The following is a 22,567-nucleotide window of genomic DNA, read 5'->3' as shown; positions in this document are numbered from 1 at the left end:
AAAGAGCGGCTAATCCGAAATCTCTCATCTGTAAGAACAATTTGTTCTACAGGAATTGGCACCGTTCAAGTATATTACTTGATGGTTGCCGGGCTTCATCGGGCCAGTCCCTCCGCCACTCTTGATAAGAGTAAATTTATAATTCATTGATTTTGTTAAGTAATTAATCTTACTTTAGTAAAAATATGAGTGTTTGTCAACGAAGTTTTCTAAAAAGGTTAAATATACACACTATTCAAAAGGGTTTTCTACTATATGTTATTTTAAGGATATATTAAAAAAACAGCAGAAACGAATGTCTCTGCTGTTTCTTTTACTCATATAAAAAAGCAGTGATGGAGTATACAGTACAGTCCCATCTTCTTAAGCTTTCACTCACTAGTTCATTGTATTCTGCTACGCTTTTTGTTGCCTCATATAAAGGAAAGTCCATTGCCTTATTCCTCCTCTATCCTATTTTTATCATTATAGACAAACGTAGGAACATCTAATCTTGTGAGTTTGTTCCTTTCTATCTCTTTTTACGCTTTTGAAGCTCTTTTTTTACAATTGGAACACCTTTTTTAATAGCTCTTTGGACTTTAGGATTCTTCAGTAATCTGATAATTTTACTCAATCTTCCCATAATTATTTCAGCTCCTTATTATTTCGATACTGACTAAGACGTTTGCAGTATTTATATAAATAAGCAATTGCTTCTAAAAACCATTTTGGAAACTTTTTTGGGAAATAAGATTTTTGATAAAAATAGCGATATGCTCTTGCTAAATCGCGCCACTGATAGCATGTTTTCTTCTGAGTATAGCGTACAACATCAATGATACGAACTTCTTTATCCTTCGTTAGAATAAGATTGTGTAAATGAATATCTGAAGGGTTTAATCCTTTCGAGCGTGCAAAGGCAAGTCCTTTTTCTACCTCTTCAATTGCTTTTGTAGGAATTCTCACACCTGTTGTTAAACACTGATAAAACGTTTTGCCTTTAATATATTCCATTACAATATAGTTTGGCCCAACTTCATATATTTCAGGAAAAGTGAGAGAATGTGATAATTTTTCATACACTTCTCCCTCTTTTTGCGCTAAGTGATCAAAAGAAGGAAAAAATAGTTTAATCACTTTATTTTCATTTTTCACTTTAAAAGCCCACGCACTTCTCCCTGTTCCTATTACTTTTAATTCTCTTGGTAGGTGAATAAGAGAGTATGAAGAGCCTTTTTTTTGGAACTTAACTTCCTCTACGAGTTCTGAAGCTTCCCTCACATTTTTTCCCCCTTCACTCTTTTTTCAAACATACTACAAATTTCACACTTTCCATAATAATATGCTTTTAAAAAAAAGAGCTCTTACCTTTGGTAAAAGCTCTTTTGAGATGACTTTTTTAAGCTGAGAATTTGCGTAGCTTTGTATCTAAAATAAAATTACCAAATGGAATAACAGATGCTAACAAAGCACTTACAATCCATTTATATGACCAACGTACTTTCATCGTGACATAACCAACCATTAAAATATATAAAACAAACAATCCCCCATGAATAGAACCAACAACTGTTACAACTTCAGGGATGTTTGCCATATACTTAAGCGGCATTGCAATTCCTAAAAGAGCTAAGAGAGAAAGCCCTTCAATAAGTCCTACAAACCTCATTCCACCGAGTGGAGAGTTCATCATATTATCGTCTCCTTCGTATTGTTTTTATTTATGTATGTCCAAATTCATTTTTTATGTGCTTACGTTTTTAGTATACCAAAGTTACAAATCTTTTATCACCTTGTTCCTGTGACAGTTTCATGACATTAAGAAGCCGGGAGTTCCCGGCTTTTTCCTATACTTTAAAAATCGACGTAACACCTTTAAAAACCGTTGATAGCTGGTTAACAGCGTTCATCATTTGACCTGCTGTATTCATCATTTTATCCATATTATACGTACCATCGCTGTTCTTAAATTGTGCTAAAATTTGCGGTGGCTGGCTTTTTGTTTGCATCCACTGCTTAGGATAGTAGTGAGGCTGACCTTGTTCATACATATTTTGCTGTGGCATGTATCCACCCGTTGTTATATGTTGATTGTACATGTTAGGAGTATAAGGAACATCTACAAATTGAGTGTTGTTTACATATGGATGACTTTGATACAAATAGGGATTTCCGTAATTTTGAATAGGTGCATATCTGTATTGATGAACTCTTCTCATCCGTTCTTCCCCCTCTCTTTTCATTCTTATACTATGTAAACAGCCTAGGCAGACGTGAATACGTAATTTATCATTTTTTGTCACTTTTTGTCGGAATTCTAAATTTTTCGAACAAAAGGAACTTTCCTATTCTTGTGGTACACTATAAAAAAGGGGTAAGGGGGAGTTTAAAATGACAGTTGAAACACTTCGTAACCGTTTTGTTGATGTAAAACAATGTGAGCCAGAAAATCACGATCAGCTACTAGATTTTGCTAGACGCAAATATTTAAAAGGGGAATTGAGTCTTAGCGAGTACAAGAAAGTGATGTATGCACTTGAACAAGATGGAGCAACTAGTTTAACTTTTCCTTAATATTAAGAGAGCGCTTAATAAAGTAAGCGCTCTCTTTTTTTATATTCCCTACAAAAAGGAGCTTTTATCAAGCTCCTTTTTCTTTTTCTGCTAAAATAGATTCTAGAAAATACTTATTTGATATATACATTTTACTAAATTGTTTAGCTCTTGTATCTTTATGGAACGATTGCAAAATAACGTTGTGTAAATTCTCAGTTGCTGCATCAACTTGAGTAAAATGAACATATTTTGGTTTCGTCTCTAGAATCCATTTCCTTACGGCTTTTTCCCATTCGTCAAGCAATGAAAAAAACGTTTCAGCATATGGCTTTACTTCCTCATAAAAATCTGCTGATTGTTCTTTCGCTTTTACCACCTTTAATCTATTAGAAGCTTCTTCATTATAAGATAGAAGCTTTTCAGTAAGCTTATAAACGTTGGACATCAAATCACCTCTAGGAGGTTATTGTAACATGGAAATAAAAAGTTGTAACTTTAAATTGGTTCTGCAATAGCAATGTGATATTCAGACTTTTTTACATATTTTAATTCATCAACGGCTTTTTCGATTTCTAAAAGAGAGGCTTTGATTGAAGACAGCATTTCTTCTGACGCAGTGGGCTGTTCTTTCGCTTTTTCGCTTACTCGTCTTCCTAGCTCTTTTTCAGTTTCATCTAAACCTACAATCGCCTGATCCAAAAGACCTAAAAGCTCGCTTTTACGAACCCATTTTTTATTCATTTGTCTTCCTCCTCTACGCTATGTTCTTCTATTTATTCTTTCTTTTTTCTTCTCTCCCTTTCTCGCTGACAAAACTAGTTGTGATTCGCTAAATAAATCTTCTTTTTAACAGTTATTCGACATCTTCTAAAATGTATGATTTTCGGATAATCGACCATACTAACGATTGGAGGTGGATATCAATGAAAGAACGTTTCGAAAACAACACAAATGACAGCACTGAACAAACACTTCAAAAACAACATAACGCTGCTCAAAATCTTGCAGATCAACAAATGGATGCAGGAAACTCAACAGAGATGAGCAAAAAACAAAATGGACCAAATCGTCCTTCAACTTAATATCATAAAAAAAAGACATCAACATTATGTTGATGTCTTTTTTATTTTCCTTTTATGAGCTCTTTAATTCTTCCTTCTACTAACATATAGAAGTGAAGCGTCCTTTGTTTCTTTTTATACCATCTTGTAATGTTTACGATTTCAGCAAGAGGCGTATCTGACAGCCATCCTTCAAGCTTTTCTCTGCTTTCAACCCATTTATCTCTCCGCGTCTCATGATGAGCAACAGGTCTAAATGTAGAACGAAGATATGGGGTAGCTATTTTTCCTGTTTTTCTAAAGTATTGTTCATAATCATAACGAGACCCTGTATGAGGGGTTGAAGAAGCAAAATGATCAAATAAAGAAAAAAGCTCTCTATGAAAAAGAAGTTCCGAAAGCTTTATCCCTAGTTCAATGCGCTCTTCAACTTTTAAAAAGTTATATACAGAAAGACCATAAAGCTCTCCTTGCATTGTTGGGAATAGAACAGAGCTAAAATGCAACATTTCTTGAAGTTTGAAAAAAGGACGGGAAAACACTCTTTTTTGATAAACAGGATGAGAAATAACCGGTTGTTGGATAATATGCTGTTCATTCACAATGAGCGCATGGACGAGCCTTTTTTTCTTACCTTCATCCCAAAAACGAGTCCACTCTTCTTCCATAAAAGAATGAACATCGAACTTAGAAAGCAATGAAAAAAGCGACGTTTTCTTTTTTTTTGATAGTTCATAAAGTAAAAGCTGTGGATATGCATCTTTGAAAATGAGCCAATTGGCACGCTCATATGTTAAAAAAAGACGTTTTCTTAGGTTTTTCTTCAAAGCAAAAGAAAAATACGCTCCTTCTAAATCACACATATTCCACCCTGCATTGCGAGACACCATACTTGCAAGGAAAGCCCATTCTATTTCTTTATGTCGTTTAAAATATGCATAGTATGCCTCTGTTCTTGAGATGTTGTCTACGTTTGCTTTTTCCGTTTCTTTTATAATATAATCAACAATCTCCTGCTCGTTCATCTCTATTCTCTCCTTTCTAACAAACGACCTTTTTCATATTTTTGTAACTATGGACTTATGATTTTTGTTATGATATATAATATATTTTTTTGTGGGGTGTTAAATTTAAAGGGGGGAAATCATTCATGATTCGATATCCAAACGGTCGCACGTATCAGAAAGCAGAGATAAACCATACTAAGCAAAAAGGAAATCATATTTACAGCAATCGTGGGATGACGCTTGAAGATGATTTAAATGAAACAAACAGCTATTATTTAGACCGTAGCATTGCTGTTGTTCACAAAAAGCCAACGCCCATCCAAATTGTAAACGTAAACTATCCGAAAAGAAGTGCTGCAGTTATTAAAGAAGCTTACTTTAAACAAGCTTCAACAACGGACTATAACGGCGTTTATAAAGGAAAATATTTAGATTTTGAAGCCAAAGAAACAAAAAACAAAACGTCTTTCCCACTTCAAAACTTTCATAATCACCAAATTGAACATATGAGCAACGTTGTGAAACAAAATGGCATTTGTTTCGTTATTTTAATGTTCTCTTCTTTGGAAGAAGTATACTTGTATGAGGCATATCATCTTCTAAAATGGTGGGACGACATGAAAAAAGGCGGGAGAAAGTCCATTCCGAAAAAAAGTATTGAACAAGATGGACACCTAATTGAACTTGGATTTCAGCCTAGAATCCCCTATTTAAAGGTTGTTGACGAGCTTTATTTTTAAATTTAGCTTCTTAATATTCCCCTTTTATGTTAAGTTAATTGTTGACTTTCTTTTATCAATAGGTATGATTATAGTGGTTGATTCTCTTTTCAATTCGTTGAAAGGTAGGAATGAAAATGTCTGATCAATATAGTTCTCGCGAACAGCGAAGAAAACAAAAGGAAAATTCAAAGCGAGGAAGAGGAAAACAAAAAGGCGATAAAGGAAAAAAGAGCCTTTTTAAACGCGTACTAGCTATTATTCTTCTACTTGGCGTTATTTGTTTCGTAATTGGGGTAGGAACGTTTGCTTATATCGCAAGCACCGCTCCAGAGCTTGACGATGCAAAATTAACTGATCCTGTTTCCTCAGTTATTCTAGACAAGAACGGCAAAGAAATAACGGAACTCGGCGGTGAAAAGCGAGAGCTTGTTACATATGACGAGATTCCAGATAAGGTTAAGAATGCTTTTATTGCAACAGAAGATGTACGCTTTTATAAACATAGCGGAATTGACTTTTACCGAATCGGTGGAGCGGCTGTTGCGAACGTAACGAGTGGATTTGGAGCTGAAGGAGCAAGTACAATTACCCAACAGGTTATTAAAATGTCTGTTCTTACTCCTGAAAAAACGGTCACTCGAAAAGTACAGGAAATGTGGCTAGCTCTTCAACTTGAACGTAAATATTCAAAAGAAGAAATCTTAGCTATGTACTTAAATAAAATTGACTATGCACGCTCTCAAGTGTTCGGAGTCAAGAAAGCTGCTGAGTTCTTCTTTGGAAAAGACTTAGACGAGCTTACGCTTGAGGAAGCTGCCCTTCTTGCTGGTCTTCCACAAGCTCCAGGAGCGTATGATCCTTATACACATCCTGATCGTGCTGAAAAGCGTCGAAACACAGTATTAAACTTAATGGCGAAACACGGCTTTGCTTCAAAAGAAGAAGTAGAAAAAGCTAAGCAAGTGCCTGTTACAAAAAGTTTAATTCCAATTGACGAACAGGAAGAGACTGATGGAGAATATACGACATTTATTGATGAAGTCGTAAAAGAAGTAAAACAAAAAACAGATGTAGACGTCTATTCGGCTGGTCTCAAAATTCATACAACGCTTGACACAGATGCGCAAGATTACGTTGATGAACTTTTATCAACAGACAACATGGTCAACTGGCCTGATGACAAGTTTCAAGCAGGATTTACTGTTGTAGATACTAAAACGGGAGCGATACGTGCCGTTGGTGCGGGACGTAATCGGGTTGCGCGTGGCTTAAGTTTTGCAACAGGAGTCAATCGCCAACCAGGATCAACCATTAAACCAATTTTAGATTATGGACCTGCTGTTGAAAATTTAAAATGGTCCACATACCATCAGCTAAAAGACGAACCGTATGAGTATTCAGATGGCACGCATATCGGAAACTATGGCGGCAACTATCATGGTACCGTATCAATTCGAAAAGCGCTTGAACAATCATATAACATTCCAGCGCTCAAAACATTCCAAGCTGTTGGAGCAGAAAAAGCCCGGGAGTTTGGAACAGATCTTGGTTTAAATCTGCCAGATCCTATTACTGAAGCCTACTCAATCGGTGGATTTAGCGGCGGAGTAACTCCAACACAAATGGCCGGAGCATATAGTGCATTTGGTAATAACGGTGTGTACAATACACCACATACGGTAACAAAAGTTGAATTCCCTGACGGAAACGTTATGAATTTATCGCCTGAATCTGACTCTGTTATGCATGATTATACGGCATATATGGTGACAGATATGTTAAAAGACGTTGTGAAAAAAGGGACGGGTAAAGCTGTTTCTGTTCCAAATGCAACTGTGGCAGGAAAAACAGGAACAACAAACTTTAGTAAAGAAGACCGTGAAAAGTACAATATTCCATCAAGTGCTTCCCCTGACGCATGGTTTGTCGGCTATAGTCCGAACTATACGATTGCCGTGTGGACAGGATATGAGAACATTGAAAAAGGAAAGTACTACATGGATACAAGCCAAGAGCTTGGCATGGCGAAGCAAATCTTCAGTAAAGTAATGACTCACGTTTCTGAAGATGTAAAAGATGAAGACTTTAAGAAACCAAGCTCAGTATCTGAAGTGACAGTTGAAAAAGGCTCAGCAAACCCAGGTCGCCTAGCGAGCAAATATACGCCTGACAGTGCAAAGGTTACAGAGCTTTTCGTAAAAGGTACAGAGCCTTCTAAAGTATCAAAAACATATGAGAAAAAAGCAGAAGAAAAAGAAAAAGAAGAAAAAGAAGAGAAGAAAGAAGACACTGACGTTAAGAAACCATCAGGTCTTAGCGCTTCATACAACAAAGCTTCCAATCAAATTGTGTTGAATTGGAATTATAGTGGAGATACAGACGGTGTTTCCTTTAGAGTCTCTTCAACGGTAGATGGTCAAGCAGGTTCATCTACAACAACAAACGGCACTTCAGCTACGTTTGAAGCTTCCTCTCCTAACGGTAACTATACTTTCACCGTTGTAGCGGTCAATAGTTCAGGAGATGAGAGTGACGGTGCTTCAACATCCCTTCGTATAGGAACTGGAGAGGGTTCAGCAGGAACTGACGAAGAAACGGATGATAATAATCAGGATGATCAGCAAGGTACACGTCCTGAAGATGAACAACCGTCCGAAGATGATAGCGGCAGCGATGACGATAACAACAATAATAATGACGATACAAACGATGAACAAAATAACGAGCAGCCAACGCCAACTCAGCCAACGACTCCACCTAGTGGAAATAATGGTAATGGTGAAGAAACTGATGATGGAACTGGTGGCAATGGTGGCAATACGGAAACACCAACTCAGCCTGAAACTGAAACTGAAACACCAACAACACCAACTCAGCCTGAAACTGAAACACCAACAACTCCAACTCAGCCTGAAACTGCTCAATAAAAATAGCCGATCCTTTTAAAAGGATCGGCTATTTTCTTTTTATAAGGGCATTTACTTTTGCTTGTTTATTAGCTTCTGTAAAGAGCTCATCAAGCTGCATATAAGATACATACTGATATGGCTTTTGCATTACAAAAGATAACCGTTCTTCAACATTGAACGGTTTGATTTCTAAAGAAGCTACATGCTCTGAGAAATTTCGAAAACCGGGAACTGGTAAATGATTCATCCAGAAAAGAAACGTAATAAATTGACCAATCGAACTTTTCATAAGTTCTTTAACGTCTTCTTTTTTTCGCTGTCGAAACAGTTCTCTTATCTCTTCCTTTTCATTTTGGAACACTTTAAAAGGAGCCTCGCTCCCCTTTTTCCACGGGCGTTCTGCTCTTTCATTCAAAAGAGCCATCATGTCATAATAAAACAAATCACTTTTGGAGGAAACAACGTCCTCCTCTTGATAAAAAAGCGGATGAATGAAGCTTTGTGGCACTTTTATGCTTTTCATGCTTTCTTACTCTTCATTCTTTTCTTTCCTTCGCGACAAAGCTCAAGAAGTGGACAAATCTCGCATTTGGGGGCTTGTGCTTTACAATGATAGCGCCCGAAAAAAATTAAGCGATGATGTGTAACAGACCATTCATCTTCAGGTACTTTTCTCATTAGTGTTTTTTCCACTTCTAAAACAGAGTCTTTCCATCGGCAGATAGCAAGTCTCTTTGAAACTCTTTCAACATGTGTATCAACAGCTAGAGCTGGCACACCAAAAGCAACTGATAGAACAACATTAGCTGTTTTACGCCCTACTCCTGGAAGCTTTTCAAGCTCTTCTCTCGTTTTTGGAATTTCTCCATTATGTTCCTTTATTAATAATTCACAAAGCTTTCGGATGTTTTTAGCCTTATTGCGGTAAAGACCAATAGAACGAATATCTTGCTGTAATTCTTCTTCTGTTACGTTCACATAATCTTGTGGCTCATGGTATTTCTCAAACAAGTGGGTTGTTACTTTATTAACTAGGGCATCTGTACATTGTGCAGAAAGCACTACAGCAATCGTTAAATCAAATGGATTACGATGATTGAGCTCACAGTGAGCATCAGGAAACATCTCAGCCATTTGATCCAAACAGTAGCGAATTTCTTTTAGCGTTAACATGCTTTTTGTTCTCCTTTATTGTTTTTTATCAAAAAAAAGAAAACGAGAGAGCCCTCCCGTTTTCTTCTACTGCTCTAACCAATTAAAAAAGGGAATCGTCGTTTTGCGCGTTCCTTCATTAGAACTTACTCCTTGCTTTGGCTGCTGATGTTGTCTAAACTTTCGACTTTGGTTTCTAGCCTGTTCAATAGTTTTTACACCGTTCTTCTTCCATTCAAAAAGAATACGATCAATATAACGAAAGTTTAGTTTCCCGCTCATAACAGCTTCACGAAGAGCGGCCTTAATAATAACTGGCTCATGGTCGTCTTGGTCAATCCACATCGATAACGTTTCACATTCAAAAGGTGATAGCGGACGACCAAATTCTTTTTCAAACATTGTGTAAAGGTCTGTCTCCGACCGTTCTCTCTCTTGTTCTTCTTCTTCATGAACCGTTTCAAACATAAGGGAAGCAAGCTTTTGCCATAGAGGTCGTAAAGAGTACTTTTCACAGATCATCATAGAAACGTCTTGCTGCTCAATTGCCAAGAAGCCTCTCTTCATTAAACTTCGTAAAACTTCTGAGCAAGCTGTTCCGTCAATACTCATGCGGTTGGAAATTTCAATTGGGGTTGGGAAGGGATTGCCGCTTCCAATAGATTCATGGATGTGTAGCAGCGTTAAAAATTCAATTTCATTAAGTCCAATGTCCGCATAGTGCTTGAGCAAAACTTTTGGAATAGAAACGCTTCCCCCTTCTAACCACTCTACTACCCTCTCTCTATCCATTGCGAACACCTCTTTTTATTAGTATATCATGTTGTAAAGAGTAAATAGAACTTCAATTATTACCTAAGCTAGAAAAGCTAGAGAAAGGTGTTTAAAAAGCAATTAAGCTTTTTAAACACCTTTTTCTCTTTGTTATTAAGGATATAAACGATTTAATAAACGTGGGAATGGAATGCTCTCACGAACGTGTTCTGTACCGCTCAACCAAGCTACAGTACGTTCAAGACCTAATCCAAATCCAGAGTGAGGTACAGAACCATATTTACGAAGCTCTAAGTACCATTTGTATGCTTCTGGCTCAAGACCGTGTTCTTCTACGCGCTGATCTAATAAGTCAACATCATGAATACGTTCTGAACCACCGATAATTTCGCCATAACCTTCTGGAGCAATCAAATCTGCACAAAGAACAACTTCCTCACGCTCTGGATCTGGCTGCATGTAGAATGGTTTTAGTGATGTTGGATAGTGTGTAATGAACACAGGCTTATCATAGCTGTTAGCAATAGCTGTTTCATGTGGTGACCCGAAATCATCTCCCCATTCAATATCATCAAATCCTTGCTCTTTTAAGAATGTAATGGCATCATCATACGTAATGCGCGGGAATGGAGCTTTAATGTTTTCAAGTTTTGATACGTCTCTGTCAAGCGTTTTAAGTTCAAGCTTGCAGTTTGCTAGCACTGCTTGCGCGATATGTTCAACATACTGCTCTTGAACCTTTAAGCTGTCCTCAAATTGATAAAATGCCATTTCAGGCTCAATCATCCAAAACTCAATTAGATGACGGCGTGTTTTAGACTTCTCTGCACGGAATGTTGGTCCAAACGAGAATACTTTACCAAATGCCATTGCAGCAGCTTCCATGTAAAGCTGACCACTTTGAGAAAGGTATGCATCTTCTTCAAAATATTTTGTATGGAAAAGCTCTGATGTTCCTTCAGGAGCACTTCCTGTTAAGATTGGTGGATCAATTTTTGTGAAATCATTTTTGTTAAAAAATTCATATGTGGCACGAATAATTTCATTACGAATTTTTAGCACCGCATGTTGCTTACGAGAACGAATCCAAAGATGACGATGATCCATTAGAAACTCTGTTCCATGCTCTTTTGGTGTAATTGGATAGTCTACTGCTTCATGAATTACTTCTAATCCTGTAACAGAAAGCTCATACCCAAATGGAGAACGCTCATCTTTCTTTACAATTCCTGTCACGTAAAGAGAAGATTCCTGTGTTGTTGACTTTGCTACTTTAAAAACATCTTCTCCAACTTCTGCTTTAACAACAACGCCTTGCATAAAGCCTGTCCCGTCGCGGAGTTGTAAGAAAGCGATTTTTCCGCTTGAACGTTTATTTGCAAGCCACGCTCCAATTGTGACTTCTTGATCAATATAGTTACTTACTTGTGAGATTGTTACCTTCACCATTTTAGCCTCCAAGTCATTCAATATGTATCCTTTTTTAAACACGTTTAAAGCGCCCGTTTCATGCGCGCACGCTTTCTATTATAACGTCCACTTTCAACAAGTACAAGAGCCGTAAAAGTATCCCTTTTTTTACAGCTCTTTCTTTCATCGCTAAGCGTTCATTCGATCCTTCATAAAATTTCTTATCCGTTCCACTGCCCGACTAAGTTCATCAAGTGATGTTGCATAGGAAAGTCTTGCGTTATGAGGCGCTCCAAATCCAGAGCCTGGAACAAGCGCTACTTTTGCTTCGTCTAAAAGTCCTTCCACCCATTTATCAACTGTAGCATATCCTGCAAGATCTGCTGCTTTTGATACATTTGGAAACAGATAAAAAGCACCGTGCGGTTTCAGACATGTAATTCCTGGAATTTTTGTTAACTCTTCGTAAATAATGTTTAAACGCTTTTGAAACGCCACTCTCATTTCTTCTACAGCACTTTGATCTCCAGTGTATGCCTCAATAGCTGCATATTGCGCAATTGAAGTTGGATTTGAAGTACTATGGCTAGCTAGGTTTGTCATTGCTTTGATAATCTTTTTATCTCCCGCAGCATAGCCAATTCTCCAGCCTGTCATTGCATGTGAGTTTGATACTCCATTAATGATAATTGTCTGTTTCTTTATATCTTCTGACAGCTCTGCAATTGAAACATGACGATATTTATCATATACAAGCTTTTCATAAATTTCATCTGAAATAATTAGAATATTATGTTGCACACAGAATTTCCCGATCATTTCAAGTTCTTCTCTTGTATAAATCATTCCTGTTGGATTGCTCGGTGAATTTAATACAATCGCTTTTGTTTTGCTTGTAATAGCTTCTTGAAGAGAAGAAATAGTGATTTTAAACTCATTTTCTTCGTATGTTTTAACAAAGACAGGTTCTCCACCAGCAAGCTTCACTTGCTCAGGATAACTTACCCAGTACGGAGTTGGGATAAGCACTTCATCTCCCTTATTTAACACTGCTTGAAAAAGTGTATAAAGAGCATACTTTGCCCCTGTACATATAATAATTTCAGAAGCATCATAATGAAGGTTCTGATCTCGTTTAAACTTTGCAGAGACCGCCTTTTTCAAAGAAAGCAATCCACCTGATGGCGTGTATTTAGTATAGCCTTGCTCCATCGCTTTTTTAGCTTGCTCTAAAATATTAGGAGGGGTATTAAAGTCAGGTTCCCCAGCTCCAAGGCCGATTACATCATATCCCTTTTCTCTAAGTTCTCTTGCCTTTGCCGTAATTGCAAGCGTCGCGGACGGCGTTAAAGATGAAACGCGATTAGCTAACATACCGCTCCCCCTTATGTAGTAACCATAAGCACCTTAGCCCCTCGTTAAGCTATAGCGACGGTAAAAGTCTCCGCTTCCTATCGTGACATAATAATAGGTTAGGCGATTCTCATCGTCTGTATACGTTACTTCCCAAAGCGGCGTTTTTCCATTAGGGCTTACAGCTAAGCGAATGGATTTAATTTCTTCTGGATTTCGATCTTGTTTTACAATACTTTCTACTCTCTCCTTAGAAATAATACCCTCTTTTTTTCGAACTATAACGTCACCTTTTTTTGCTTTTTCAGGAACCCATGCAATTACGTTTTCACCTTTTTCGTTTTCTCCACTGGCAATGTAATATGTTTTCTTTCCATAGTAGGTCGAAATTGGCTCAACGTTTTTTAATTTATACTGTTTCGTTAAAATAGAAATGTCGCCTTTTTCCACTTTTTCTGCGCTAATTGAACTATGATAAATATCTGCACAAAGCCATACAAAAAGAGCAACAATAATGCTACCACCGATAATAAACCATTTTCTCATTTCAAATCACTCAAGTCCTATAAATTGTAAATACAGCTTTTTCTTTGTCTTCTTCATCTAAAGCTAGTCCAAACATTAAATCTTGACGCTTTAACGTTCGATTCAACGTATCCACCACTTTATAAAGGTCTGAAGAATTCTCTACAGTTACTGTTGATAATACTTCAATTTTCGTTTCCATATTCATTTCGCTCCTATCAAAAAAATTGCCAGCATATTTTGTACGATTAGCGCACATATTATAGCCATAAAGATCATGACTTTAAGCAATATTATAACAGTTCAACCTAGATTTTACGACTACATCAAAACAAAACTCCTGCCACACACAGGGAAGAAAAGCAGCTATGATAAAGTAGCTGCTTTTTTTATTCTGAAGGATCCCACCATTCTACAAGTCCTTCTATCATTTCATCAAATGGTTTGTATACAACATCCACTTCTGGAATAGATTTAATAAACTGTTTTCCATATGGTGATTCTATAATCCGTCGATCAAAAATCACGATTGCTCCTTTATCTCTCTTCGTACGGATGAGACGACCAAATCCTTGTTTAAATCGAATAATCGCATCTGGAAGAGCTTGCTCTGTAAAAGCATTTCGCCCTAGCTTTTTTATTCGATCCATTTTAGCCGCGACAACTGGATCGTGTGGAGGTGCGAAAGGAAGACGTACGATAGCAAGACATGAGAGAGCTTCTCCTGGAATGTCTACACCTTCCCAAAAGCTGCTCGTTCCAAAGAGAATAGATTGATCAAACTGTACAAAGTCTTTGACAAGTCTTGTTCGATTTCTTGTTGAAATTCCTTGTCCAAAAATCATAAAACGCTCTTCAAAATCTAAGTCTTTTGTATAGTGAAACGTTTTTTTCAACATTTCATATGACGTAAATAAAACAAGCATTTTTCCATTTGTCACCCGAGCAACTTGCAAGATGGAATGAGCAAGAGAAAGACAATAATCATCAAGATCTGTTTCATTAACGGTAGGAAGATCGTCTGGAATAAAAAGTCGAGCCTGCTCTTTATAATGAAAAGGAGATTCAACCTTCAACTGCAAAGGTTGAAAATCATATAAACCAAGTCTTTCAATTGTATAATCAAAAGCTTCTTTAATCGTTAATGTAGCAGATGTTAATATAACGCTCTTTTTATGCGTAAAAAACAAATCAGCAAGCGCTTCACTTACATCTGCTGGTTGATTGTATAAAAAAGCAGCATTTGCCGCTCCTTTTGCTTCAATCTCAACCCAACACACTTCCCCTTCTTTTTCCGTTAGAAGAAGAGTATGTAGTTTATCTCGAATAAGTAAAAGCTCTTCACAACATGCAATCAAATTATGCCATTTTTCATACTGTTTACTTACGGGATCCCACTGCTGTTTTTCTCCTTCTTGTTTAAAAATAAGATAAATTCTCTCAAAATCCTCCAACAAGAAAAGTGTCCTTAAACAAGATTCTTTAATCGAGGATGGTGCTTTTTCTACTTCGTATCGTTTACGAACTCTTGTGGTCGCTTGTTCATGCTGCATGCTTCTTCTTACATAGCGATGAATAAGACGAAATAAATCATCCATTTCAGCTCGCACTTGTCTAATATTACCGTCAAGTTTAATAAACCATGACTTTCTTCCTGTCATATACTCACCAACATCTTTTAAATACCCTTCCGTGTCATTTGTGCCGATCTTTAACAGAAGATGATGAATTTGAAAATAGTCAAGCTGTGTGCCAAGCTGCTCACTCGCAATTTCTTCTAAATGATGAGCTTCATCAATAATTACACTATCATATTGAGGAAGAAATTTTTGTTTTCTCATTACATCCAGAAGCAATAAACGATGATTTGTTACGATAATGTCAGAATCTTTTGCTCTGTTTTGAGCTCGTTCATAAAATGAGAACCTCTGCCATGGTTCTTGAAAATCGATAGGGAGCGGCTGTTCATCATTAATTTGTTCCCAAAAAAGCTTTCCGCCAGAAGGCAAGTTCAGCTCATCAATATCTCCTGTAGTTGTCATAGTCAACCACACGACAATAGCTGACTTAGCAAGCACAATATCATAGTTGCTTTCTTTTTTAGGTAAAAAGCTAAGAAACTTTCTAACATTCAAGTAATGATGGCGCCCTTTTAAAAGGGTGACAGACACAGGGAATGAAACAAGTTCTTCAAGAAGCGGAGCATTTTGATCGATAAGCTGTTGCTGTAAATTTACTGTATGTGTTGAAACAACAACAGGCTGCTTTTTTTCTTTAGCCACAAAAATAGCTGGAATAAGATAAGCTAACGTCTTACCTGTTCCTGTTCCTGCTTCAATTATGGCATGCTGGCTCGTTGTGAGCGCTTCGTATACGGTTTCCATCATCGACCATTGAGCACTGCGTGATTCATACTTCTTCAGCACTCCTTTAAAGAGCTCTTCTCGCTTATTATAAAAAGTCTCATATGATAGATCCGTATGATTATCGACGTTTTTCACAACTGCTTTTTTAATTGGCAAATCTTGAATAATTTCAAGCTCTTCTTGCTCTTGTGCACGCACAGCTTCTTTCAACCCCTGATTAAAAAGCTCACCAATAGCGCTTTTGTAGGATGGAGCAAAACGAGAAAGCCATGTTAGCGTTTCTTTAGGAAGATCCTTAATTTTATCAAGGAGGAGCAAAAGCAAGTCACCTGTTGCTTCTGCATCACTATCTGCTTGATGTGGATTATCATGTTCCATATTAAAGTGAGTTGAAAGCTGCTGAAGCTTGTATCCTTCATTTGTTGGAAGTAAAATACGTGAAAGTTCCACTGTATCAATTAGCTTATTTGTTAATGGCCTAAAACCAATTCTTTGTAATTCTTGATTCAAGAAAGAAAAATCAAAGTGAACGTTGTGCGCTACAAAATAAGCATCCCCAATAAACTCAACAAGCGAGGAAGCAATCTCTTCAAACGTTGGTGCATGTTGCACCATTTCGTTATTAATATGCGTAAGCTGCTCAATGAACGTGGGAATTTCAACTTTTGGGTTTAAAAAAGTTGAAAACCGAGCAAGAACTTCTCCATCCGCCATGAGCAGAGCCGCAACTTGGATAATGCGATCTCCGTTTTTAGGGTTATGTCCTGTTGTCTCTAAATCAAGCACAACGTACTGATTACTCATTGTAAAGTCCACCTCTATTGTTCCATAACTAACATTTCTCTATGTAAATATAAAAAGAGTGTCACCATCTTTTAGACACCCTTTTCTCTATGTTGTTTTAAAGTTTATCCCTGTTAAAACAACATTATTAAATATGAACTATTGCCGATTGGCTAAGTTATAGAGAAAAGCAATGGCGACTACTGTCTCTAAAATTTTAACAGTTGGCTCCTGTTTAAGCAATTGTTTGATGTCCGTTGCTCTTGTGAAAAAGAGAGGAAGAAAAACAGAACTGTTTTTTCTTCCTCTCTTTTTAGACTTCTATTTACTAGCATTACCAACTTCAGTAATTTCAAGCCTGTTTCCTTTTACATCACTTTTCAATATCTAGAATCACGTTATCAATCAAGCGCGCTTGGGAAAATTTAACTGCTATGGCAATGATGATTTTCTCTTCAAGAACGGTTATCTCTTCTAATGATGGATAGCGATAAAAGTCCACATAATCAACTTCTCCATCTGTATGCTCATTAATGTGAGCGAGAATACTTTCTCTAATCTTTTGTTTATTTCGTTCCCCTTGTTCAACAAGCGTAATTGCCTGACGCAAACTTTCATATAAATGAGGAGCTTGTTCTCTTTCTTTTTCTGTTAGATAAACATTTCTTGAACTTTTAGCTAAACCGTCTTCTTCGCGCACTGTCTCAACACCAATAATTTCAATTGGAAAGAAATAATCCTCCACAAGCCCTTTCGTTACGGCTACTTGCTGAGCATCTTTCAAACCAAAATAAGCTTTATCTGGCATTGTTATATGAAATAGTTTTGAAAGGACAGTTACAACTCCATCAAAATGTCCTGGTCTGCTTTTTCCACAAAGAACGTTAGTACGATCTATTGCTGTAAGTTTCGTTGTCGGAAATGTTGGATACATTTCATCAACAGAAGGCAGAAAAACAACGTCAACTCCTTCTTTTGCTGCAAGAGTAAGATCACGCTGTTCATCTCTTGGATATTTTTCAAAATCTTCATTAGGACCAAACTGAGTCGGATTAACAAAAATGCTTAAAATCACAGTATCATTTTGTTCTTTAGCTTTTTTAATAAGCGTCAAGTGTCCTTCATGTAAAAAACCCATTGTTGGCACAAATCCAACTGTCCGACAACTCTTACGCTCTTCTCTTACAAAATCCTTCATTTCTTCTACTGTTTTTATAATTTTTATACCTACGGCTGTCTTCATGCTTATTTCCCTCCGTAAAGAGAAAAAAGCGCTTCTTCTTTCATCGTAAAAGAATGCTCTTCACTTGGGAATGTTTTTGCTTTTACATCACTGACATACTCACGTAAGCTTTTTTCAATATATTCATTTGCATTTCCGTACGCTTTCACAAACTTAGGCAATCGTTCAACGCCATAAGAAATGACGTCATGATAAACAAGAACTTGCCCATCTGTATATGAACCGGCACCAATTCCAATGACAGGAATCTCTAGTTCCTCTGTGATTCGTTTTGAAAGCTGATATGGTACACATTCAAGCACAACTGCAATAGCTCCTGAGGCTTCAGCACATTTCGCATCTTCAATAAGCTTTAATGCTGACTGAGCATCTTTTCCTTGCACTTTATAGCCTCCAAGTACGCCTACTGTTTGTGGAGTAAGCCCTAAATGACTTACAACAGGAATGCCTCCTTCTGTTAAAGCTTTAATAACACTAAGCGTTTCACCTGCTCCCTCAAGCTTCAAAGCATGTGCACCACTTTCGCGCATTATTTTTGCTCCTGCTCTTAGTGCATCTTCTCTTGAAGTATGATAGGACATAAACGGCATATCTGTCACAATAAACGTCTGGCCTGCTCCTCTTTTTACGGCCTTTGTATGATGTATCATATCTTCTACCGTAACAGGAATTGTTGACTCATATCCGAGTACAACCATCCCAAGAGAATCTCCAACAAGAATCATCTCAACCCCCGCTTGTTCGGCTAAACGAGCAGACGGATAATCGTAAGCTGTTAGCATTACAATTGGCTCTTTTTCCTTTTTCATTTTCATAAAGCTGTCTCTTGTTCTCATGTTCGCTTCCTCCTTTAAATGGAGAGAAATGAACAACCTTCTGGTTTGTCATTCCTCTGTCCTAGTCCATGCCCGGATCAAGGCAGAATAGTATTTCTTTTCAATAAAAAAGAGTGAAAGATGTAGTTCATATAGATACTACTCTTTCACTCGTCATTATAAGAGAAAAATCCCTTTTTTACCACTACTTATTATTACTAAGCTCAATATCAGCAGAATAAATGTAATGCATTTTCCCTTCAAGATCTTCAAGCATTAATGTTCCTTCAGGAGTAATGCCTTTTGCTAACCCTTCAATTGAGCCTTTTAACGTGCGTGCAATAATGTTTCGTCCAATTGTAATAGCATATGCTTCCCACAGAATTTTAATCGGTGCAAATCCTGCTTTTAAATATTGATAATAAAGTTCTTCTAACCTCTTTAAAATAGCTTGTACAAGTGTTGCACGAGAGATTTTTTCACCTTTTTCAATAGAAAGCGATGTGGCAATAGAAGAAAGCTCATCATTAAAATCTGCCCCTTGTTGATTTACATTAATGCCCATTCCAATAATAACAGAATGAATTTGGTCAGCATCCGCCTGCATTTCAGTTAGAATACCAACGAGCTTCTTTCCGTTTATTAAAATATCATTGGGCCATTTTATATCTACTTTTATATTTGTAATGTCCTCAATTGCTTGCACAATAGCCACAGCTGCAAGCAGTGTAAGCTGTGGGGCTTCATGAGGAGGAATTTGTGGACGCAAAACAAGACTCATCCAAATGCCTGTTGTTTTTGGAGAATGCCACGCTCTATTTAACCGTCCACGTCCACCAACCTGTTCTTCTGCAATAACAAGCGTGCCTTCTTCACAACCTTCTTGTGCAAGACGATGTGCAACCTTTTGAGTTGAATCAACTGTTTCTCTATAACAAATATTTTGGCCAAGCTTCTTTGTATCTAATCCAAGCCGTAGAGCGTCTGGCGTAACAAGCTCTGGCTTTTTAATAAGCTTGTACCCTTTTCTTCTAACAGCTTCAAGCTCATATCCATCTTTTCGTAAATCCTCGATATGTTTCCAAACTGCCGTACGTGAACAGCCAAGTTCATCACTTATTTTCTGGCCTGACACATACTCTTCTTCTCCAGTGGTAAACATTTCTAACAACTTTCGTCGAATTTCAGACTCCACTTGCTTACCCACTCCTTAATGACGTTCCGATCATTTTCTATTTTGCCACAAACAATGTTTTCGCTTAGTTCTTGGATGCATTGTGCAATCCACGGACCTTGAGCACGATTGCCCCATGAAACAAGATCTTTTCCATTTGCTTCGATATCTTTAGGAGAATAGATTGGAAGGGATTCATAGATCAATCGAATTTTCTCTTCTTCACTCTGTACGCCTTGTAAAATCCTTTTTAGATGATTTACTCTTAATGCAACTTCTAATCCACTTTGATAAATAGCAAAAGGAGTCCATTCTTTTATAGAACGGTAAAAAATGACCGTCTTTTCCGTTTCTTTTATTCGTTTGTTCGAAAGCTTCCACTTCCTTAAAAATAGAGCGGTATCCTCTACTTCTAGAATCAGACAAAGGAGCGACCATGCTGAGGTCTCTTCACTGATGGTCGTCCAGTCATATTCAATAAGCTCCTTCTTTTCATAAAGAGGTAAAATGTCAAGCAATCCTGTGTCTACAATTGTTCGAAAAGCTTCTGTAGCTTTATTCCCGAGCATGAGTTTTTGAAACTCAACTGAAATACGCTCCATTGCGATATTTTGCAAAAGATGGCGATTTCTTCTTATTGCTTCTTTTACTTCAGGAGTAATTGTAAATGATAGCTGACTCATAAAACGCACAGCTCTCATCATACGAAGTGCATCCTCACTAAAACGTTCGTCTGCGTTTCCCACCGTTTCAATGATACCCCTTTTGATAGCATTCCTTCCACCGAAAGGATCAATTAAAGTTTCATTCTCATCCATTGCAATAGCATTCATTGTAAAGTCACGTCGCTCTAAGTCTCCTTCAAGTGAACTAATAAACGTAACTTCCTCAGGACGTCTAAAATCTTTATAATCACTTTCAGTCCGAAATGTTGTGACCTCATATGGTTCATTTTCAAGGACCACCACAACTGTTCCATGCTCAATGCCAACTTCAATAACTTTGGGAAACAAACGAACAACATCCTCTGGTCTTGCTGAAGTAGCAATATCAATATCGCCAATAGGGCGGCCAATGATAAAATCGCGAACAGACCCTCCAACAAAGTATGCTAAATAACCGTTTTGCTGAAGCTTATGTAAGATTGCTAAAGGTTTTATAAAAGGGTCTCTCATGATGTTCACCTCACTCTGTTTAACGCTTTTTCATAAAGCTCCTCATACTGCGCGACGATATCTTTTGAAGAAAATTTACTCCATACAGAACGAAGAGAAGAAGCCGACATTTCTTCATACAAACTATCATTTTGTAAGAGAGATAGAGCTTTTTCAGCAGCTTCTTCGTAATTACCAACTTCACAGATATAGCCTGTTTTCCCATCCTCAATAACTTCTGGAATTCCACCAATATTTGTCCCAATGCATGGAACACCATTAGCCATTGCTTCTAATAAAACAAGGCCAAAGCTTTCTTTTTCAGAAAGAAGAAGCTTAAGATCGCTAATAGCATAAAGATCATCCACATTTTCCTGTTTTCCAAGAAAAAGAACTTTATCTACAATATCAAGATCTTTAACAAGATAGCAAACAGCCGTCATCTCTGGGCCATCTCCAACAAGTAAAAGCTTTGCATCAACCTTTTGTTGAACATGGTAAAAAGCACGTACAACATCTGTTACCCGCTTCACTTGTCTAAAGTTTGAAACGTGAATAAGGACTTTCTCTCCTTCTTTAATTCCATATTCTTTTTTAAGTAGTGAAACATCTTCCCCTGTTTCTTCTTTCTGTTCAATAAAGTTATGAATAGTATGAATCTCTTTTTGAGGAGCAATAAGGTCATACGTTTGTTTAACAAGTGAAGAGGAAACAGCTGTTACTTCATCGGAATTTTCAATCGCAAACTTAATAATACTCTTCAAGGAAAGGTCATAACCGAGTACAGTAATATCCGTTCCATGCAAGGTTGTCACAACTTTCAAATGTTCTCCAACCATCTGCTTTGCTAAGAAAGCACAAACAGCGTGAGGAATGGCGTAATGAGCGTGAAGAAGATCCAACTTCTCGCGCTTTGCCACCTCTGCAATCTTACTCGAAAGAGCTAAATCATATGGCGGGTATTTAAAAACAGAGTACTGATTCACTTCCACTTCATGAAAGTAGATATTTGAATACACTTTATTTAAACGAAATGGCATGCTTGAAGAAATAAAATGGATCTCATGTCCTTTTTCAGCAAGTAATTTGCCGAGTTCTGTTGCTACAATTCCAGATCCACCAACGGAAGGATAGCAAACAATACCGATTTTCAATTTCATTAAAGATTTCCTTTCTGCTCTTCATGAACAATTGTGCGCCATTTCAAATCTCCACGACGAAGCCCATGAATAAGGACTTCAGCTGTACCCATGTTTGTGGCAAGCGGAATCGCGTATACATCACAAAGACGAATAAGCGCCGTTACATCTGGTTCATGAGGCTGAGCTGTTAAAGGATCACGGAAAAAGAGAACCATATCCATCTTGTTGTTGGCAACCATTGCCCCAATTTCTTGGTCTCCCCCCAGAGGACCAGATTGAAAGCGATGAACATCAAGGCCTGTTGCTTCTTGAATTCTAAAACCTGTTGTCCCTGTTGCAAAAAGTTCGTGATCTTTTAAAACTTCTTGATATGCTGTCACAAATTGGACCATATCATTTTTTTTCTTATCATGAGCAATTAGCGCAATTTTCATCTCTT

At 37.4% G+C, this 22,567-nt stretch carries 24 protein-coding genes and 1 riboswitch; of the genes, 4 read left to right on the top strand and 20 right to left on the bottom strand.

All coding sequences use genetic code 11. The features are described 5' to 3' along the window. Positions 1 to 21 precede the first annotated feature (21 nt). A riboswitch (SAM riboswitch) is annotated at positions 22 to 131 on the bottom strand. A 496-nt stretch (positions 132 to 627) separates the two neighbouring features. The 3 genes from B9N79_RS14645 to B9N79_RS26600 all read right to left on the bottom strand — a co-directional run bounded on the left by B9N79_RS14645 (position 628) and on the right by B9N79_RS26600 (position 2,201). Next, positions 628 to 1,263 (bottom strand): RIO1 family regulatory kinase/ATPase domain-containing protein, encoded by a 636-nt coding sequence (locus B9N79_RS14645; RefSeq protein ID WP_019393055.1) that lies wholly within the window; start codon positions 1,261 to 1,263, stop codon positions 628 to 630. Positions 1,264 to 1,381: 118 nt separating this feature from the next. Beyond that, entirely contained in the window at positions 1,382 to 1,675 is a 294-nt protein-coding gene (locus B9N79_RS14640; protein WP_019393054.1) for a DUF3817 domain-containing protein, read from the bottom strand. A 154-nt stretch (positions 1,676 to 1,829) separates the two neighbouring features. After that, positions 1,830 to 2,201: a YppG family protein gene (locus tag B9N79_RS26600; RefSeq protein WP_019393053.1), complete on the bottom strand. Its 372-nt coding sequence runs from the start codon at positions 2,199 to 2,201 to the stop codon at positions 1,830 to 1,832. 172 nt (positions 2,202 to 2,373) lie between these two features. Here B9N79_RS26600 and yppF point away from each other — a divergent pair, with 172 nt between their 5' ends. Then, on the top strand, positions 2,374 to 2,556 hold the full coding sequence (gene yppF / locus B9N79_RS14630) for a YppF family protein (RefSeq protein ID WP_019393052.1): 183 nt from the start codon (positions 2,374 to 2,376) through the stop codon (positions 2,554 to 2,556). 67 nt (positions 2,557 to 2,623) lie between these two features. Here yppF and B9N79_RS14625 read toward each other — a convergent pair whose 3' ends face one another. Both B9N79_RS14625 and B9N79_RS14620 read right to left on the bottom strand, forming a co-directional pair. Then, the gene (locus B9N79_RS14625) at positions 2,624 to 2,983 is read right to left on the bottom strand and encodes a DUF1798 family protein (protein WP_019393051.1); all 360 of its coding nucleotides are present in this window, start codon (positions 2,981 to 2,983) and stop codon (positions 2,624 to 2,626) included. A 50-nt stretch (positions 2,984 to 3,033) separates the two neighbouring features. After that, on the bottom strand, positions 3,034 to 3,279 hold the full coding sequence (locus B9N79_RS14620; protein ID WP_040058246.1) for a hypothetical protein: 246 nt from the start codon (positions 3,277 to 3,279) through the stop codon (positions 3,034 to 3,036). Between the two features lie 182 nt (positions 3,280 to 3,461). On the opposite strand from B9N79_RS14620, the gene B9N79_RS26160 reads away from it, so the two are divergent. Continuing rightward, complete coding sequence (locus tag B9N79_RS26160; RefSeq protein ID WP_019393049.1) at positions 3,462 to 3,620, top strand: hypothetical protein; 159 nt, start codon at positions 3,462 to 3,464, stop codon at positions 3,618 to 3,620. Positions 3,621 to 3,661: 41 nt separating this feature from the next. On the opposite strand, the gene B9N79_RS14615 is transcribed toward B9N79_RS26160, so the two are convergent. Next, positions 3,662 to 4,624 carry a DUF2515 family protein gene (locus tag B9N79_RS14615; RefSeq protein WP_046216771.1) on the bottom strand — a complete coding sequence of 321 codons (963 nt, stop codon included), beginning with the start codon at positions 4,622 to 4,624 and terminating at the stop codon, positions 3,662 to 3,664. A 125-nt stretch (positions 4,625 to 4,749) separates the two neighbouring features. Between B9N79_RS14615 and recU the strand changes: the two genes are divergently transcribed. Together recU and B9N79_RS14605 are read left to right on the top strand one after the other, a co-directional pair. Then, complete coding sequence (gene recU / locus B9N79_RS14610) at positions 4,750 to 5,346, top strand: Holliday junction resolvase RecU (protein ID WP_019393047.1); 597 nt, start codon at positions 4,750 to 4,752, stop codon at positions 5,344 to 5,346. A gap of 116 nt (positions 5,347 to 5,462) precedes the next feature. Further along, complete coding sequence (locus tag B9N79_RS14605) at positions 5,463 to 8,255, top strand: transglycosylase domain-containing protein (protein ID WP_040058248.1); 2,793 nt, start codon at positions 5,463 to 5,465, stop codon at positions 8,253 to 8,255. A gap of 28 nt (positions 8,256 to 8,283) precedes the next feature. On the opposite strand, the gene B9N79_RS14600 is transcribed toward B9N79_RS14605, so the two are convergent. The 14 genes from B9N79_RS14600 to mgsA all read right to left on the bottom strand — a co-directional run bounded on the left by B9N79_RS14600 (position 8,284) and on the right by mgsA (position 22,562). Continuing rightward, positions 8,284 to 8,760 (bottom strand): YpoC family protein, encoded by a 477-nt coding sequence (locus B9N79_RS14600; protein WP_048896718.1) that lies wholly within the window; start codon positions 8,758 to 8,760, stop codon positions 8,284 to 8,286. Next, positions 8,757 to 9,410: an endonuclease III gene (gene nth, locus B9N79_RS14595; protein WP_019393044.1), complete on the bottom strand. Its 654-nt coding sequence runs from the start codon at positions 9,408 to 9,410 to the stop codon at positions 8,757 to 8,759. Before nth ends, B9N79_RS14600 begins: the two co-directional genes overlap by 4 nt. A 66-nt stretch (positions 9,411 to 9,476) precedes the next feature. Then, positions 9,477 to 10,181 (bottom strand): DnaD domain-containing protein, encoded by a 705-nt coding sequence (locus B9N79_RS14590; protein ID WP_019393043.1) that lies wholly within the window; start codon positions 10,179 to 10,181, stop codon positions 9,477 to 9,479. Positions 10,182 to 10,316: 135 nt separating this feature from the next. Continuing rightward, positions 10,317 to 11,609, bottom strand: coding sequence for an asparagine--tRNA ligase (asnS, locus tag B9N79_RS14585; protein WP_040058505.1), 1,293 nt, complete (start codon positions 11,607 to 11,609; stop codon positions 10,317 to 10,319). Positions 11,610 to 11,762: 153 nt separating this feature from the next. Then, the gene (locus tag B9N79_RS14580) at positions 11,763 to 12,947 is read right to left on the bottom strand and encodes a pyridoxal phosphate-dependent aminotransferase (RefSeq protein ID WP_046216770.1); all 1,185 of its coding nucleotides are present in this window, start codon (positions 12,945 to 12,947) and stop codon (positions 11,763 to 11,765) included. A 33-nt stretch (positions 12,948 to 12,980) separates the two neighbouring features. Beyond that, positions 12,981 to 13,472 carry a cell wall elongation regulator TseB-like domain-containing protein gene (locus tag B9N79_RS14575; protein ID WP_040058250.1) on the bottom strand — a complete coding sequence of 164 codons (492 nt, stop codon included), beginning with the start codon at positions 13,470 to 13,472 and terminating at the stop codon, positions 12,981 to 12,983. A 10-nt stretch (positions 13,473 to 13,482) separates the two neighbouring features. Next, on the bottom strand, positions 13,483 to 13,653 hold the full coding sequence (locus B9N79_RS14570) for a YpmA family protein (RefSeq protein ID WP_019393039.1): 171 nt from the start codon (positions 13,651 to 13,653) through the stop codon (positions 13,483 to 13,485). A gap of 187 nt (positions 13,654 to 13,840) precedes the next feature. Further along, positions 13,841 to 16,621, bottom strand: coding sequence for an ATP-dependent DNA helicase DinG (dinG, locus tag B9N79_RS14565; protein WP_040058251.1), 2,781 nt, complete (start codon positions 16,619 to 16,621; stop codon positions 13,841 to 13,843). Positions 16,622 to 16,973: 352 nt separating this feature from the next. Further along, on the bottom strand, positions 16,974 to 17,825 hold the full coding sequence (gene panC / locus B9N79_RS14560) for a pantoate--beta-alanine ligase (protein WP_026009609.1): 852 nt from the start codon (positions 17,823 to 17,825) through the stop codon (positions 16,974 to 16,976). A gap of 20 nt (positions 17,826 to 17,845) precedes the next feature. After that, on the bottom strand, positions 17,846 to 18,679 hold the full coding sequence (panB, locus tag B9N79_RS14555; RefSeq protein WP_040058252.1) for a 3-methyl-2-oxobutanoate hydroxymethyltransferase: 834 nt from the start codon (positions 18,677 to 18,679) through the stop codon (positions 17,846 to 17,848). Positions 18,680 to 18,863: 184 nt separating this feature from the next. Next, positions 18,864 to 19,853, bottom strand: a complete 990-nt coding sequence (locus B9N79_RS14550) for a bifunctional biotin--[acetyl-CoA-carboxylase] synthetase/biotin operon repressor (protein WP_019393035.1) — start codon at positions 19,851 to 19,853, stop codon at positions 18,864 to 18,866. After that, positions 19,823 to 21,007 carry a CCA tRNA nucleotidyltransferase gene (locus tag B9N79_RS14545; RefSeq protein WP_040058253.1) on the bottom strand — a complete coding sequence of 395 codons (1,185 nt, stop codon included), beginning with the start codon at positions 21,005 to 21,007 and terminating at the stop codon, positions 19,823 to 19,825. Before B9N79_RS14545 ends, B9N79_RS14550 begins: the two co-directional genes overlap by 31 nt. A 5-nt stretch (positions 21,008 to 21,012) precedes the next feature. Continuing rightward, the gene (gene bshA, locus B9N79_RS14540) at positions 21,013 to 22,146 is read right to left on the bottom strand and encodes an N-acetyl-alpha-D-glucosaminyl L-malate synthase BshA (RefSeq protein ID WP_019393033.1); all 1,134 of its coding nucleotides are present in this window, start codon (positions 22,144 to 22,146) and stop codon (positions 21,013 to 21,015) included. Continuing rightward, positions 22,146 to 22,562: a methylglyoxal synthase gene (mgsA, locus tag B9N79_RS14535; RefSeq protein WP_019393032.1), complete on the bottom strand. Its 417-nt coding sequence runs from the start codon at positions 22,560 to 22,562 to the stop codon at positions 22,146 to 22,148. Before mgsA ends, bshA begins: the two co-directional genes overlap by 1 nt. Between the last annotated feature and the right edge of the window lie 5 nt (positions 22,563 to 22,567).

It is taken from the genome of Priestia filamentosa, assembly GCF_900177535.1.
GTDB lineage: Bacteria > Bacillota > Bacilli > Bacillales > Bacillaceae_H > Bacillus_I > Bacillus_I filamentosa.
The sequence above is the reverse complement of the archived record's forward strand: the minus strand, read 5'-3'. Positions and strand labels throughout refer to the sequence as shown.

What these genes read in the sequence shown, in the direction of transcription:
- B9N79_RS14570 (WP_019393039.1), bottom strand. Translation starts at nt 13,653, where the DNA reads ATGGAAACGAAAATTGAAGTATTATCAACAGTAACTGTAGAGAATTCT.
- B9N79_RS14545 (WP_040058253.1), bottom strand. Translation starts at nt 21,007, where the DNA reads ATGAGAGACCCTTTTATAAAACCTTTAGCAATCTTACATAAGCTTCAG.
- B9N79_RS14580 (WP_046216770.1), bottom strand. Translation starts at nt 12,947, where the DNA reads ATGTTAGCTAATCGCGTTTCATCTTTAACGCCGTCCGCGACGCTTGCA.
- bshA (WP_019393033.1), bottom strand. Translation starts at nt 22,146, where the DNA reads ATGAAATTGAAAATCGGTATTGTTTGCTATCCTTCCGTTGGTGGATCT.
- dinG (WP_040058251.1), bottom strand. Translation starts at nt 16,621, where the DNA reads ATGAGTAATCAGTACGTTGTGCTTGATTTAGAGACAACAGGACATAAC.
- B9N79_RS26160 (WP_019393049.1), top strand. Translation starts at nt 3,462, where the DNA reads ATGAAAGAACGTTTCGAAAACAACACAAATGACAGCACTGAACAAACA.
- B9N79_RS14620 (WP_040058246.1), bottom strand. Translation starts at nt 3,279, where the DNA reads ATGAATAAAAAATGGGTTCGTAAAAGCGAGCTTTTAGGTCTTTTGGAT.
- yppF (WP_019393052.1), top strand. Translation starts at nt 2,374, where the DNA reads ATGACAGTTGAAACACTTCGTAACCGTTTTGTTGATGTAAAACAATGT.
- B9N79_RS26600 (WP_019393053.1), bottom strand. Translation starts at nt 2,201, where the DNA reads ATGAGAAGAGTTCATCAATACAGATATGCACCTATTCAAAATTACGGA.
- B9N79_RS14605 (WP_040058248.1), top strand. Translation starts at nt 5,463, where the DNA reads ATGTCTGATCAATATAGTTCTCGCGAACAGCGAAGAAAACAAAAGGAA.
- B9N79_RS14615 (WP_046216771.1), bottom strand. Translation starts at nt 4,624, where the DNA reads ATGAACGAGCAGGAGATTGTTGATTATATTATAAAAGAAACGGAAAAA.
- B9N79_RS14640 (WP_019393054.1), bottom strand. Translation starts at nt 1,675, where the DNA reads ATGATGAACTCTCCACTCGGTGGAATGAGGTTTGTAGGACTTATTGAA.
- mgsA (WP_019393032.1), bottom strand. Translation starts at nt 22,562, where the DNA reads ATGAAAATTGCGCTAATTGCTCATGATAAGAAAAAAAATGATATGGTC.
- B9N79_RS14590 (WP_019393043.1), bottom strand. Translation starts at nt 10,181, where the DNA reads ATGGATAGAGAGAGGGTAGTAGAGTGGTTAGAAGGGGGAAGCGTTTCT.
- B9N79_RS14575 (WP_040058250.1), bottom strand. Translation starts at nt 13,472, where the DNA reads ATGAGAAAATGGTTTATTATCGGTGGTAGCATTATTGTTGCTCTTTTT.
- recU (WP_019393047.1), top strand. Translation starts at nt 4,750, where the DNA reads ATGATTCGATATCCAAACGGTCGCACGTATCAGAAAGCAGAGATAAAC.
- nth (WP_019393044.1), bottom strand. Translation starts at nt 9,410, where the DNA reads ATGTTAACGCTAAAAGAAATTCGCTACTGTTTGGATCAAATGGCTGAG.
- B9N79_RS14625 (WP_019393051.1), bottom strand. Translation starts at nt 2,983, where the DNA reads ATGTCCAACGTTTATAAGCTTACTGAAAAGCTTCTATCTTATAATGAA.
- panB (WP_040058252.1), bottom strand. Translation starts at nt 18,679, where the DNA reads ATGAGAACAAGAGACAGCTTTATGAAAATGAAAAAGGAAAAAGAGCCA.
- B9N79_RS14600 (WP_048896718.1), bottom strand. Translation starts at nt 8,760, where the DNA reads ATGAAAAGCATAAAAGTGCCACAAAGCTTCATTCATCCGCTTTTTTAT.